At 71.9% G+C, this 13,969-nt stretch carries 11 protein-coding genes; 4 read left to right on the top strand and 7 right to left on the bottom strand.

Annotation, left to right across the window (positions count from 1 at the left end):
- The first annotated feature begins 3 nt into the window (after nt 1-3).
- Both AQI94_RS14110 and AQI94_RS14115 read left to right on the top strand, forming a co-directional pair.
- On the top strand, nt 4-1,002 hold the full coding sequence (locus AQI94_RS14110; protein ID WP_031040931.1) for an LLM class flavin-dependent oxidoreductase: 999 nt from the start codon (nt 4-6) through the stop codon (nt 1,000-1,002).
- A gap of 10 nt (nt 1,003-1,012) precedes the next feature.
- Complete coding sequence (locus AQI94_RS14115; protein ID WP_031040933.1) at nt 1,013-3,361, top strand: ATP-binding cassette domain-containing protein; 2,349 nt, start codon at nt 1,013-1,015, stop codon at nt 3,359-3,361.
- On the opposite strand, the gene AQI94_RS14120 is transcribed toward AQI94_RS14115, so the two are convergent.
- From AQI94_RS14120 to AQI94_RS14140, 5 genes are all read right to left on the bottom strand, one after another.
- A complete protein-coding gene (locus AQI94_RS14120) occupies nt 3,318-4,196 on the bottom strand; it encodes a lysophospholipid acyltransferase family protein (protein ID WP_078902658.1) in 879 nt (292 codons plus the stop codon). The two genes, AQI94_RS14115 and AQI94_RS14120, sit on opposite strands and share 44 nt — an antisense overlap.
- Entirely contained in the window at nt 4,196-4,966 is a 771-nt protein-coding gene (locus AQI94_RS14125) for a GNAT family N-acetyltransferase (protein ID WP_031040939.1), read from the bottom strand. The genes AQI94_RS14120 and AQI94_RS14125 overlap by 1 nt, the downstream gene beginning before the upstream one ends.
- 270 nt (nt 4,967-5,236) lie before the next feature.
- On the bottom strand, nt 5,237-5,986 hold the full coding sequence (locus AQI94_RS14130; RefSeq protein WP_031040941.1) for a succinate dehydrogenase/fumarate reductase iron-sulfur subunit: 750 nt from the start codon (nt 5,984-5,986) through the stop codon (nt 5,237-5,239).
- A complete protein-coding gene (locus AQI94_RS14135) occupies nt 5,983-7,929 on the bottom strand; it encodes a fumarate reductase/succinate dehydrogenase flavoprotein subunit (protein WP_031040944.1) in 1,947 nt (648 codons plus the stop codon). The genes AQI94_RS14130 and AQI94_RS14135 overlap by 4 nt, the downstream gene beginning before the upstream one ends.
- 2 nt (nt 7,930-7,931) lie before the next feature.
- A complete protein-coding gene (locus tag AQI94_RS14140; protein WP_051831999.1) occupies nt 7,932-8,639 on the bottom strand; it encodes a succinate dehydrogenase in 708 nt (235 codons plus the stop codon).
- Between the two features lie 84 nt (nt 8,640-8,723).
- Between AQI94_RS14140 and AQI94_RS14145 the strand changes: the two genes are divergently transcribed.
- Both AQI94_RS14145 and AQI94_RS14150 read left to right on the top strand, forming a co-directional pair.
- Nucleotides 8,724-9,611: a LysR family transcriptional regulator gene (locus tag AQI94_RS14145; RefSeq protein WP_031040949.1), complete on the top strand. Its 888-nt coding sequence runs from the start codon at nt 8,724-8,726 to the stop codon at nt 9,609-9,611.
- A gap of 42 nt (nt 9,612-9,653) precedes the next feature.
- Complete coding sequence (locus AQI94_RS14150) at nt 9,654-10,895, top strand: outer membrane protein assembly factor BamB family protein (protein ID WP_031040952.1); 1,242 nt, start codon at nt 9,654-9,656, stop codon at nt 10,893-10,895.
- Between the two features lie 16 nt (nt 10,896-10,911).
- Here the strand turns inward: AQI94_RS14150 and AQI94_RS14155 are convergent, their stop codons facing one another.
- Together AQI94_RS14155 and AQI94_RS14160 are read right to left on the bottom strand one after the other, a co-directional pair.
- The gene (locus AQI94_RS14155) at nt 10,912-13,056 is read right to left on the bottom strand and encodes a putative bifunctional diguanylate cyclase/phosphodiesterase (protein ID WP_031040955.1); all 2,145 of its coding nucleotides are present in this window, start codon (nt 13,054-13,056) and stop codon (nt 10,912-10,914) included.
- Nucleotides 13,053-13,874 carry an SAM-dependent methyltransferase gene (locus AQI94_RS14160; protein WP_031040958.1) on the bottom strand — a complete coding sequence of 274 codons (822 nt, stop codon included), beginning with the start codon at nt 13,872-13,874 and terminating at the stop codon, nt 13,053-13,055. The genes AQI94_RS14155 and AQI94_RS14160 overlap by 4 nt, the downstream gene beginning before the upstream one ends.
- Nucleotides 13,875-13,969: the final 95 nt, after the last annotated feature.

Here is a 13,969-nt window from a genome sequence, read left to right on the forward strand (position 1 = left end):
GGTGTGAGTTCCCTGACCGCCTCCACCCGCTTCTCCGTCCTCGACCGCTCCCGCACCCGCGAGGGCGGCACGAACGCGCAGGCGCTCCAGGACACCGTCCGCCTGGCGCGGGAGCTGGAGGGACTCGGGTACCACCGCTTCTGGGTCTCGGAACATCATGGCGTGCCGGGAGTCGCGGGCTCCGCGCCGACCGTGCTGGCGGCCGCCGTGGCCTCGGCCACGGACACGATCCGGGTCGGCACCGGTGGCGTGATGCTGCCGAACCACCAACCGCTGGTCGTCGCCGAGCAGTTCGGGGTGCTGGAGTCCCTCTTCCCCGGCCGGATCGACATGGGCCTGGGCCGCTCGGTCGGCTTCACCGACGGCGTGCGAAAGGCACTGGGCCGCGGCAAGGACGACGCCGACGACTTCGCCGTACAGCTGGAGGAACTGCTGGGCTGGTTCCGCGGCACCTCCCCGACGGGGGTGCACGCCCGTCCGGCCGAGGGCCTGACCGTGCCGCCCTTCGTGCTGGCCATGGGCGAGGGCGCGGCGATCGCGGCCCGCACGGGCCTGCCGATGGTCATCGGCGACCTCAGGAACCGCGAGAAGATGCAGCGGGGCATCGACCACTACCGCGCGCACTTCCGCCCTTCCCCCTGGGCGTCCGAGCCGTACGTCGTCATCTCGGGCACGGTCGCGGTCGCCGCCACTCCCGAGGAGGCGCGGCGCCTGCTGGTCCCGGAGGCCTGGTCGATGGCGTACTCCCGGACCCACGGCACCTTCCCGGCCCTGCCGCCCGCCGAGCGCGTCGAGTCGCTCCCGATGACGGCCAAGGAGCGGGGCTTCTACGAAGCCGGGCTGGCCGGACACCTCGCGGGCACCGAGGAGCAGGTCGCCCACGAGCTGGAGACGGTCCTGAAGGAGACCGGAGCCCAGGAGGTGCTGGTCACGACCAGCACGTACGACCGTGAGGCCCTGCTGGAGTCCTACCGGCGGCTGGCGACGATCACCTCCGGTTAGAGTCGTTCCCATGCACGGCCCCCACACCCCCCACGACCCGTACGTCCGCGTCCGCGGTGCCCGTGAGCACAATCTCCAGGGGGTGGACGTCGATGTGCCACGGGATGTCCTGGCCGTGTTCACGGGGGTGTCCGGGTCGGGAAAGTCGTCGCTGGCGTTCGGGACGGTCTACGCGGAGGCCCAGCGCCGGTACTTCGAGTCGGTGGCTCCGTACGCGCGCAGGCTGATCCATCAGGTGGGAGCGCCGAAGGTCGGGGAGATCACCGGGCTGCCGCCCGCCGTCTCGCTCGAACAGCGGCGTTCGGCGCCGACGTCCCGCTCATCCGTGGGCACGGTCACCAACCTCTCCAACTCCTTGCGGATGCTGTTCTCCCGAGCCGGTGACTACCCGCCGGGCGCCGAACGGCTCGACTCCGACTCCTTCTCCCCCAACACGACGGTCGGCGCCTGCCAGGAATGCCATGGCCTGGGCCGCGTCCACCGTACGACCGAACAGTCGCTGGTGCCCGATCCGTCGCTGTCGATCCGCGAGGGCGCCATCGCCGCGTGGCCCGGCGCCTGGCAGGGCAAGAACCTGCGGGACATCCTCGACGCGCTCGGGTACGACGTGGACCGGCCGTGGCGTGAGCTGCCCGCCGAGCAGCGCGAGTGGATCCTGTTCACCGACGAGCAGCCGGTCGTCACCGTGCACCCGGTGCGGGACGCGGACCGTATCCAACGCCCTTACCAGGGCACGTACATGAGCGCCCGCCGCTATGTCCTGAAGACGTTCGCGGACTCCAGGAGCCAGACGCTCAGGGCGAAGGCGGAGCGGTTCCTGGTCTCCGCCCCGTGTCCGGCCTGCGGGGGCAGCAGGCTGCGTCCGGAGGCGATGGCGGTCACCTTCGCGGGGCGCACGATCGCCGAGCTCGCGGCCCTGCCGCTGACCGAGCTGGCCGCCGCGCTGGTCGGCAGCGGCGAGACCGCGCGGGTCCTCACCGAGGACCTCAAGTCCCGTATCGCACCGGTCGTGGAGCTCGGCCTAGGCTATCTGAGCCTGGACCGCGCGACCCCCACCCTGTCCGCGGGCGAGCTCCAACGGCTGCGTCTCGCCACCCAGTTGCGGTCCGGCCTGTTCGGAGTGGTGTACGTCCTCGACGAACCCTCGGCCGGACTGCACCCCGCGGACACCGAGGCGCTGCTCACCGTGCTGGCGCGGTTGAAGGCGGCCGGCAACTCGGTGTTCGTGGTGGAGCACCACCTGGACGTGATGCGGGGCGCGGACTGGCTGGTGGACGTCGGACCGGGGGCGGGGGAGCACGGCGGGCGGGTGCTGCACAGCGGCCCGGTCGCGGAGCTGGCGAAGGTCGCGGAGTCCGCCACCGCCCGGTACCTGTTCGACCGCTCCCCCGCGGTGCAGCGTGAAGTGCGCACGCCACACGGCCGGTTGCGGGTCGGTCCGGTCAGCCGGCACAACCTGAGCGGGGTGACGGCCGAGTTCCCGCTCGGCGTGTTCACCGCGGTGACCGGGGTGTCCGGCTCCGGCAAGTCCACGCTGGTCGGCGAGATCACGGCGGAGTCCGCGGGGGTGGGGCGTCTGGTCTCGGTCGACCAGAAGCCGATCGGCCGCACCCCGCGCTCCAACCTGGCGACCTACACGGGCCTGTTCGACGTCGTGCGCAAGGTCTTCGCCGCCACCGAGGAGGCGCGCGCACGCGGCTACGGTGTGGGCCGGTTCTCCTTCAACGTGGCGGGAGGACGCTGCGAGACCTGCCAGGGCGAGGGGTTCGTCAGTGTGGAGCTGCTCTTCCTGCCCAGCACCTACACGCCCTGCCCCGACTGCGGCGGGGCCCGCTACAACCCCGCGACGCTCGAAGTGACGTACCGGGGACGGAACATCGCCCAGGTGCTCGACCTCACGGTGGAGTCGGCGGCGGACTTCTTCGCGGACACCCCGCAGGTGGCCCGCAGTCTCACCACCCTCCTCGACGTCGGCCTCGGCTATCTCCGCCTCGGCCAGCCCGCCACCGAACTCTCCGGCGGCGAGGCCCAGCGCATCAAGCTCGCCAACGAACTCCAGCGCGCCGGGCGCGCCCACACCCTCTACCTCCTCGACGAACCCACCACCGGTCTCCACCCGGCCGACGTGGAGGTCCTGATGCGCCAGCTGCACGGTCTCGTGGACGCCGGCCACACGGTGATCGTCGTGGAGCACGACATGTCGGTCGTGGCGGGCGCGGACTGGGTGATCGACCTGGGCCCGGGCGGCGGCGACGCGGGCGGCCGCATCGTGGCGACCGGTGCGCCGGGGGACGTGGCCGAGGCGCGGGCCGGCGCTACGGCGCCGTACCTGGCACGAGCACTGGGCTCCGGGGTCTGACGCCGGTCCCGGTGACGGAGGGTTTCGTGATCACCGACGCCCGGTGCTCACCGGTCCGCCCCCGGCACGCGTACGCCTGTGCCGCCCGGGCCAGGGAGCGGCGGTCGGGGTGAGTGCCCGGGGGAATCGGGGCCGGGACCTCCACCTCGGCCGTCAGTCCGCGCGCCGACACCACCCGCCACACCGACGCCAGCAGCGAGTCGTCGCCGACGAAGGCGGGGGCCGTGCTGGACCCGCCGTCGCCGAGCCGGTAACGCAGGCTCACCGGCTGGACCGGCACCCCGGCGTCCAGGGCCGCCTGGAACACCGCCCGGCGGAAGTGGCCCTGGGCGCGTCCGCACCAGGTGCTGCCCTCGGGGAAGACGGCGACCGCCGCGCCCCCGCGCAGCGCGCCGGCGATGCGCGCGACCGTGTCCGGGAGGGCGTGCAGCCGGTCCCGCTCGATGAACAGAGCGCCGCTGCCGGCCGTCAGCCGTCCCGCCAGGGGCCACTGCCGGATCTCGGACTTGGCGAGCATCCTGGCGGGGCGTACGGCGGCCATCAGCGGGATGTCCAGCCAGGAGATGTGGTTGGCGACCAGGAGCACCCCGCCCGTGGGCGCGGCGGCGCCGGACAGACGGACCCGGACCCCCGAGGCCCGCACCACCGCCCGGCACCACCACCTGACCGCGCCGGCCGGGACCAGCCGGCCGACCGGCAGCAGCGCGATCCCGGCGAGCAGCACCGCCGTGACCGCGAGGAGCCGCAGCACGGCACGGGGCACCGCCGTGGCGGACCCGGTCCGCTCCAGGCACGCCCCCGGGGTGCAGGGCGCGCTGGGCAGCCAGACGCTCATCAGGCCGGGACGAGCGAGAGGAAGTGCCGCAGATAGCGGGCGTTGACCCGGCGCATCGACAGCAGCACGTACATGTCGGCCACCCCGAAGTCCGGGTCGTGGGCGGGCTGTCCGCACACCCAGGCGCCGAGGCGGAGGTAGCCGCGCAGCAGCGGGGGGAGTTCGGTGTGCGCGGCGGGCGTCGCCTCCGCGGGCTCCCAGGGCAGCAGCGGCCGTACCCGGAACTCCTCGGGGGCCAGGTACTTGGTGCGCACGCGGTCCCAGGTGCCGGCGGCGAGCGCGCCGCCGTCGGCGAGCGGGATGGAGCAGCAGCCGGCCAGCCATTCGTGGCCGCGGTCCACCATGTAGCGGGCGATCCCGGCCCAGATGAGACCGATGACGGCGCCGTCGCGGTGGTCGGGGTGCACGCAGGAACGGCCGACCTCGACGAGTCTCGGGCGGATCGCGTCGAGCGGCGCGAGGTCGAACTCGCCCTCGGAGTACAGGCGTCCGGCCACCGCGGCGCGCTCCGGGGGCAGCAGCCGGTAGGTGCCGACGACCTGGCCGGTCACGGTGTCGCGGACCAGCAGGTGGTCGCAGTGGGCGTCGAAGCCGTCCACGTCGAGGCCCGGTTCCGGGGTGGTCAGGAGGGCGCCCATCTCCCCGGCGAACACGTCGTGCCGCAGCCGCTGCGCGGCCCGTACGTCGTCCTCGTCGCGGGCCAGGGTGACGGTGTAGCGGGTGGGGGCGACGCTCTGCGGGGGACGGTCCAGGGTGGAAACGCCGGTCATGGCACTCTCCAGGTCACAGGCGGAGGCGGCGAGCGGTGCCGCTGTCCCTGTTCTCCCGACGCCGGTTGGCGTGTACGTGACCGTTTCCCGGAGTGCGGATGTGCGGCGGCTGAACGCCTCGGGCAAGGTGTCCGGGGCCTCCGACTCCGCCGACCGTCCGGTGTCCCGGCGGTGTCCGGGGAGAGGTGAGCGCTGCCGGACATCCTGGCGGGGCCGGACCTGAGCACCACGTCCGGCCCCACCCGTCCGCACCTTGTCGGCGAACGTCTCTCAGCGCTTGGCGGCCTTCCGGGTCGCCCGCAGCCACTCCTTGTTCATGCTGGTGATGGAGACCAGCGGGATCCCCTTGGGGCAGGCCGTGGCGCACTCGCCCGTCAGGGTGCAGCCGCCGAAGCCCTCCTCGTCCATCTGCTCCACCATGTCGAGGACCCGGGTCTCCCGCTCCGGCGCCCCCTGCGGCAGGACGTTCAGGTGGTTCACCTTGGCCGAGGTGAAGAGCATGGCCGCGCCGTTGGGACAGGCGGCGACACACGCCCCGCATCCGATGCACTCGGCGTGCTCGAAGGCGAAGTCGGCGTCGGGCTTGGGCACGGGGGTGGCATGCGCCTCGGGGGCCGCCCCGGTGGGTGCCGTGATGTACCCGCCGGCCTGGATGATCCGGTCGAAGGCCGACCGGTCCACGACCAGGTCCTTGATCACCGGGAAGGCGGAGGCCCGCCACGGCTCGACGTCGATCGTGTCACCGTCGGAGAAGGACCGCATGTGCAGCTGACAGGTGGTGGTCCGCTCGGGGCCGTGCGCGTCGCCGTTGATGACGAGCGAGCACGCGCCGCAGATACCCTCGCGGCAGTCGTGGTCGAAGGCCACCGGATCCTCACCGCGCAGGATGAGCTCCTCGTTGAGGGTGTCCAGCATCTCCAGGAAGGACATGTCGGACGAGATGCCGTCCACCTCGTACGTGGACATCGCGCCGTCGGCGTCGGCGTTCTTCTGCCGCCAGACGCGCAGGGTGAGCTTCATGCGTAGCTCCGCTGGGTGGGGTGGACGTACTCGAAGACCAGGTCTTCCTTGTGCAGGACGGGAGCCTCGCCGGTGCGGGTGAACTCCCAGGCCGCCGCGTAGGCGAACGCGTCGTCGTCACGGGCCGCTTCACCGTCCGGCGTCTGGGACTCCTCACGGAAGTGACCGCCGCAGGACTCGGCGCGGTGCAGCGCGTCGAGGCACATCAGCTCGGCGAGCTCCAGGTAGTCGACGACGCGGTTCGCCTTCTCCAGCGACTGGTTGAACTCCTCGCCGGTGCCCGGGACCTTGATGCGCCGCCAGAACTCCTCGCGGATCTGCGGGATGCGCTCCAGGGCCTTGCGCAGCCCCGAGTCGGTGCGCGCCATGCCGCAGAACTCCCACATCAGTTCACCGAGTTCACGGTGGAAGGAGTCCGGTGTGCGGTCGCCGTCGACGGCGAGGAGCAGGTGGAGCCGGTCCGCGGTCTCCGCCAGCACCTCCTGCACGGCGGGGTGTTGGCCGGTCACCGCGTCCTGGTGCGGGTTGCGGGCCAGGTAGTCGTTGATGGTCGCCGGCAGCACGAAGTAGCCGTCGGCCAGGCCCTGCATCAGCGCGGAGGCGCCGAGGCGGTTGGCCCCGTGGTCGGAGAAGTTGGCCTCGCCGATCGCGAACAGGCCGGGGACGGTGGTCTGCAGGTCGTAGTCGACCCACAGCCCGCCCATCGTGTAGTGCACGGCCGGGTAGATCCGCATCGGCACCTGGTACGGATCCTCGTCGGTGATCCGCTGGTACATGTCGAAGAGGTTGCCGTACTTCGCCTCGACGGCCTTGCGTCCCATCCGCTCGATGGCGTCGGCGAAGTCGAGGTAGACGCCCTGTCCGCCGGGCCCAACCCCCCGGCCCTCGTCGCAGACGTTCTTCGCGGCGCGGGAGGCGATGTCACGCGGGACCAGGTTGCCGAAGGACGGGTAGATGCGCTCCAGGTAGTAGTCGCGCTCGTCCTCGGGGATCCTGTTCGGCGGCCGGGTGTCGCCCTTGGCCTTGGGCACCCAGATCCGGCCGTCGTTGCGCAGCGACTCGCTCATCAGCGTCAGTTTGGACTGGTGGTCGCCGGTGCGCGGGATGCACGTGGGGTGGATCTGGGTGAAGCACGGGTTGGCGAAGAGGGCACCTCGGCGGTGGGCCCGCCAGACGGCCGTCGCGTTGGAGTTCATGGCGTTCGTCGACAGGTAGAAGACGTTGCCGTAGCCACCGGAGGCCAGGACGACGGCGTCGGCGAAGTACGTGTCGATGCGCCCGGTGATCAGATCCCGGGCCACGATCCCGCGCGCCTTCCCGTCCACGACGATCAGGTCGAGCATCTCGGTGCGCGGGTGCATCTCGATGTTCCCGGCGGCGATCTGCCTGCTGAGGGCCTGGTAGGCGCCGAGCAGCAGTTGCTGGCCGGTCTGGCCGCGGGCGTAGAAGGTCCGGGAGACCTGCACCCCGCCGAAGGAGCGGGTGTCGAGGAGCCCGCCGTACTCCCGCGCGAAGGGCACGCCCTGCGCCACGCACTGGTCGATGATCTCGACCGAGATCTGCGCCAGGCGGTGGACGTTGGACTCGCGCGCCCTGAAGTCGCCGCCCTTGACGGTGTCGTAGAAGAGGCGGTGGACCGAGTCGCCGTCGTTGCGGTAGTTCTTGGCCGCGTTGATGCCGCCCTGTGCGGCGATCGAGTGGGCGCGGCGCGGGGAGTCCTGGTAGCAGAACTGGACGACGTGGTAGCCCTGTTCGGCGAGGGTGGCACCCGCGGAGCCGCCGGCTAGACCGGTCCCGACCACGATCACGGTGTGCTTGCGCCGGTTGGCGGGGTTGACGAGCTTGGCCTCGAAACGGCGTTTGTCCCAGCGCTCGTTGACGGGCCCCGAAGGTGCCTTGCCGTCGGTCAGGGGCGCACCGGTCGTGTAGTCGACGTAGGTCATGTTCAGCTCACCACTCCGGTCATGACACCCACGGGTACGGCGATGAAGCCGGCCGTGAGCAGCAGTGCGAGGACGTTGGCGACGGCCTTGAGGGCGCGGTCGCGGCTGCGGCTGCCGACGCCGAGGGTCTGCGCGGCACTCCAGAAGCCGTGCCGCACGTGCAGGCCGAGGGCGAGCATCGCGACGATGTAGATGACGTTGCCGTACCAGGTGGAGAAGGTGTCCACGACGTTCTGGTAGGGGTGGCCCTCCTGGAAGCCGCCGGAGTGCACGGTCCCGGTCGTCAGGTCGAGGAGGTGCCAGACGATGAACAGGCCGAGGATGATCCCGCCCCAGCGCATGGTGCGCGTCGCGTAGCTCGCCCGCGGCTTCTTGTGGACGTACTTGCTGGGCCGTGCCCGGATGTCGCGGCGGCTGAGCTGGTACGCCGAGACGGCGTGCGCGACGACGGCGACCACGAGCACGATCCGGATGAGCCAGAGTGTCCACTCGTAGTGCATGAACGGTTCGCCGACCGTGCGCAGCCAGTGCGCGTAGTGGTTGAACTCTCCCGCCCCGAAGAAGATCTTCAGGTTGCCGATCATGTGGACGACCAGGTACAGCAGCATGATCAGTCCGCTGACGGCCATCACGGTCTTCTTGCCGACAGAGCTGTCCCACACCGTGCGTGCGAAGGACGGCCGTCGGTCCGTCCGCGTTGCCAGAGCCATGGGTCAAGACGCTAGAGCCGAAGGGCCCGATCGGTCCAAGACATGGTCCGGCTTGATTTCATAGGGAACGGCTATCGTACGAGGATGCAGTTCCAGCAGCTCCAGTACTTCGTGGCGGTCGCCCAGACCCGGCACTTCACCCGCGCAGCGGAGGCGGTCCATGTGGCCCAGCCCTCGCTGTCGCAGCAGATCCGGGCGCTGGAGCGGGAGCTCGGGGCGGACCTCTTCACCCGGGCGCGCGGCAACATCACCCTCACCGACGCGGGCGAGGCGCTGCTGCCGCTGGCCCGCCGCATCCTGGCCGACGCGGACACCGCCCGGCACGAGGTGCAGGAGCTGGTGCAGCTGCGCAGCGGACGGATCCGGCTGGGAGCCACCCCGAGCCTGTGCACCGGCCTGCTGCCGGACGTGCTGCGCGCCTTCCACGACCGCTATCCGGGCATCCGGCTGATGATCGAGGAGGGCGGCTCCCACGACCTCGTACGGCTGCTCGCGCGCGGCGCCCTCGATCTGGCCCTGGTGGTCCTCCCGCTGCCGACGCCGTCCCCGGCGCTGACGACGGTGGAGTTGCTGCGCGAGGACCTGGTCGTCGTCTCCTCGCCGGAGGCGCCCGCGCCCGGCGGTCCGGGCCGCCGCACGGTGCGCGTCGCCGACCTGGAGAACGAGCCGCTGGTGATGTTCCGGCACGGCTACGACCTGCGCGAACTGACCGTGGCCGCGTGCCGCGCCGAGGGGTTCGAGCCGGACTTCGCGGTGGAGGGCGGGGAGATGGACGCGGTACTGGGTTTCGTACGGGCGGGCCTCGGCGTGGCCGTCGTACCGCGGATGGTCGCCACCCGCTCCGGACGGGGGCTGCGGGTCACTCCGCTCGCCCGGCCCGGACTGCACCGGACGATCGCGCTGGCCCACCGCAGCGACGTGGCTCCGCCGCGGGCGGCACGGGAGTTGCAGCGGATGCTGCTGGAGCGTTGAGCAGCCGTAGCATGAGGGCTTCTCGGACGGGGGTGGGCGGGGATGAAGCGGCGGATCGTCGCGGTGGGCGCGGCCTTGCTGGTGCTGGTGGGGTGCGCGGGGAACACCGCGTCCGGCGGACCGAAGAGCCCGGCGGTCTCGTCGCCGTCCGGCGCCTCGGGGCCGACGGTGGAGACGACCTCGATGTCGGTTTCGGGCCCGTGGCGGGCGTGGACGGCGTCCGTCACCCGCCCGGAGGCCCACGGCAGTTGCGGCGCGACCGCGCACCAGGTGGTGTGTGCGACCAACTCCGGTTCGCTCGTGGGGCGTTCGCGGGCCGACGGCCGGGTCACCTGGACCGTGCCCGCCGACGACCACGCCAAGAGCGCCGAACTGCTCGTCGACGCGGCCGACGCACGGGCCGTGGCCGGGGTCGCGGGCGCGCTCCACGCGGCGGACCTGCGGACGGGTACGCGGGCGTGGACCCGTCGACTGCCCACCGGCCGCGTCTACGGCGCCCTCGGCGCCGCGGACGGGGTCGTCTACGCCCTGCACGCCCCGGATCCCTTCGTCCGCACCGGCGCCGTTCTCGACGCCGTGCGCGCGTCCGACGGCACGCCCCTGTGGCACCGGGCGGTCGGCTGGAGCCCGGGCGAACCCCTGGCCGCGTTCGGGGGCCGCGTCTACACGGCCGACGGCATCACCCGGGTCACCGCCCGCGACGCCCGCACCGGTGCCACCGTGGCATCCAGCCCCGTGGGCGTCGAGTGCCCGCACCTCGTCACCGGCGGCCACTACCTGGTCTGCACCGGCAGTCCGTTCTCCGCCGGGGACACCTTCCCGCCCATGCACCGGCTGGATCCGGCGACGCTGAGGCCGCTGCCGACCCCGCGGAACACCATCGACAAGCCCGTGCAGGGAGTGATCTCCGACGACGGCGTCCTGGTGCTGTACGAGGCCGGCGCCGAGGACACGAGCGCGGGCAACTGGTACGCGTACGACCTCGAGAACGACCGCAAGCTGTGGAGCACGTACGCCACCAGGACGGACGGCGCGGCTGTGGCCGGCGGCCGGTTCGTGACCTTCACCCCCGCCAACGACCGCGCCAGGCGGGGCCGCGTGATCACGATCGACCTGCACGCCGGTCCGCGGGGAACCGGAAACGCCGCGCCCCGCATGTCGGCCGCGTACTCGCAGACCAGGGACGGCGAACACCCCGCGCTCGTCCTGCCGGCCGGGGACACGGGCCACGTCGTCGTCATGGCCCGTACCCACGGTTCCCTGCGCTCTCTGCCGCTGCCCTAGGACCGGGAGCCGGGATTCAGCCCGTCGCGTCCACCAACGCCAGCTCGTGCAGCCGCTCCGGCGGGCCCGGGCGGGCGTAGTACCAGCCCTGGGCGGTGTCGCAGCCCAGTATCCGCAACTGCTCGGCCTGGGCCCCGGTTTCGACGCCCTCGACCGTCACCGCCAGGTTCAGGCCGTGGGCGAGCGAGACGATCCCCTCGACGATCTTGAGGTCGACCGGGTCGGCGGGGAACTGCTGCATGCTCTGGGTGAAGGACCGGTCCAGCTTGAGGACGCTGACCGGGAGACGCCGCAGGTTCGCCAGGTTCGAGTAACCGGTGCCGAAGTCGTCCAGGGCGATGTCCACGCCCATCTCGGCGAGCCGCCGCAACGGCTTGAGCAGGTCGTCGTCGGCGCCGATGAGGGCCGACTCCGTGACTTCGAGGCAGAGCGCGTCCGGTGCGACGCCGGCGCGCTCCAGGATGTCCACCGTGTCCTGGACCAGGCCGGGGTGGGTGAGCTGGCAGGGCGAGAGGTTGACGTTGATCCGGAGCGGGTCGCCCGCCACGTCCTGCCCGTACCGTTCTCGCCACGCGCGGGCCTGCCGCACCGACTGCTCCAGGACCCAGCGGCCGAGCGGCACGATCAGCCCGGTGTGCTCGGCGAGCGGGATGAACCGGTCGGGGCCGAGGACGCCGTGCTGCGGGTGCAGCCAGCGCACCAGCGCCTCGGCACCCCGCACACTGCCGTCGCCGAGGTGTACCAGCGGCTGGTACTCGATGAAGAACTCGCCCCGTTCCAGGGCCACGGGCAGCTGTGTGGTCAGTCCGTGCCGGGTGATGGCGCGGGCGTCGGCCTCCGGGTCGGCCAGCTCGAAGCGGTTGCCGCCCGCCGACTTGGCCCGGTACATCGTGATGTCGGCGCTGCGCAGCACCTCCGCGGGCCCCCGCTCCCCCGCCGGGCCCTCGACGATGCCGATGCTGCCGCGCACGGTCAGCTCCCGGCCGTCGATACGGACCGGGGCGAGCAGCGCGTTCATGATGCGCGCCGCGAGGTCGTCGACCTCGCTCTCGGTGTCGGGGCCCGTGGTCAGCGCCACGAACTCGTCGCCGCCGAGCCGGGCGACCATCTCCCCCGGCGCGGTCGCGCAGGACTGGAGCCGGTCGGCGACCTCCACGAGCAGCCGGTCGCCGGCCGCGTGGCCGAGGCTGTCGTTGATCGTCTTGAACCCGTCGAGGTCGAGGTAGCACAGGCCGAACCGCTGGCCCTCGCCCGCGCTGAGCGCCTTCTCCAGGCGCTCGAAGAAGAGGGTGCGGTTGGGCAGCCCGGTGAGGGCGTCGTGGGTGGCCTCGTAGCGCAGCCGTAGGTTGAGCAGCCGGCGCTCGGTGGTGTCCTCCATGAGGGCCAGCTGGTACTGCGGTTCACCGTCGGCGTCGCGCAGCAGGGAGACCGTCAGGTTGGTCCACAGGACCGTCCCGTCGGGGCGGGAGAAGGCCTTTTCGAGGTGGTAGTGCTCGCGCTCGCCGCGCACGAGTTCGTCGTAGAGCGTCCAGGTCTGCGGCGCGTCCTCGGCGTGTGTCCACTCCTGAACCCTGCGACCGCGCATCGTCTGGTCGGTGATGCCGAACATGCGCAGCAGCGCGCCGTTGACCTGGAGCACGTTGCCGTCCAGGTCGGCGATGCCGATCCCTATGGCCGCGCCCTCGAACACCGCCCGGAAGCGGGCTTCGGTGGCGTGCAGTGCCTGGGCCACCAGGCCCTGCGCCTCCAGCGCCGCCCGCGCGATGGCCTCCTGCTCGGCCAGCGTCCGCTCGCGCAGCGCGTGGGCGAAACCGGCGGCCATGGCGTGCTGCAACCGCGAGGACCGGGACCGCAGGTCCTCCCGGTCGCCGTCGCCGCCGCAGTAGAGCACCAGATAGGCGTCGACGCAGTCCAGGGAACGGGTCAGCGCCTCCGGATCCGTGCAGTGCGCGTCGACGAGGGCGGCACCCACCGCCCGGCCGGCGTCCGTGTCGACGGTCCTGGCCGCGAGCGCCTCGCTCAACCGGCGGGCCAGCGGCAGCAGTTGCTCCTCGAACTCCGGCCGGGTCGCGGACGTCGAGGTCACCGGGAACACGGCCCGGCTCCAGATCGTCGCGAACCGGCGCAGTCTGTCCTCCGGCCCGTCCGGCTCGGCGATCACGCGGAACGCCCCACGCCGGCGAACCCCGCGAAGGCCCACGGATCCTCGTCGTCGGGGTCCCAGGTTGCCGTCTCGGGCCGCCACCGCGGCGGCGACACCAGTCCCGGTTCCACCATGTCGTACCCCTCGAAGAACCGCGCGATCTCGTCGCGCGAGCGCATGATCAGCGGGTTGCGAATGTCCTTGTACACGTCCACCGCCCCTTCGGCCCGCTCCGGTGGAAGCGGGATTCCCTCGAACGAGGCGTGGGTGAGCACCAGCAGGCTGCCGGGCGCGAGCGCGTCGCGCAGCTCGGCCACCGCTCCGTACGGGTCGTCCGCGTCTTCCACGAAGTGCAGTATGGCAACGAGAAGCAGCGCCACCGGCCGGTTCAGGTCGATCAGGCGCTGGACCTCGGCATTCGCAAGGATCTCCTGGGGCTTACGGAGATCCGCCGCGACGACGCCCGCGTCCGGGTTGCCCTCCAGGACCGCCTGGCTGTGCGCGACGGCCACCGGGTCGTGGTCGACGTAGACAACCCGGGCGCCGGGGCGGGCCTTCTGGGCCACCTCGTGGACGTTGCCGAAGGTGGGGATGCCTGAACCGATGTCCAGGAACTGGGTGATGCCCTCGTCGGCGGCGAAGCGCACCGCCCGCCGCAGGAACGCCCGGTTCGCCTGCATGGTCTTCGGCAGCCCCGGCGCGAACTCCATGGCCCTGCGGGCCGCCTCCCGGTCGGCCTCGAAGTTATGCGAACCGCCCAGGTAGAAGTCGTAGATACGCGCGACGCTCGGCACCGAGATGTCGATGTTCCGGGGTGCCCAGGCGGGACGCTCCATGTATCTCTCCAAGGCGTAGGCGATCCGGTGTTCGAGCTGAGGCTACTGATCGCCCGCCAATGGAGCGAGCGGAAACGGAAATTGACCGTCCGTTC

Origin of the sequence: Streptomyces pseudovenezuelae (assembly GCF_001513955.1) — a bacterium.
GTDB lineage: Bacteria > Actinomycetota > Actinomycetes > Streptomycetales > Streptomycetaceae > Streptomyces > Streptomyces pseudovenezuelae.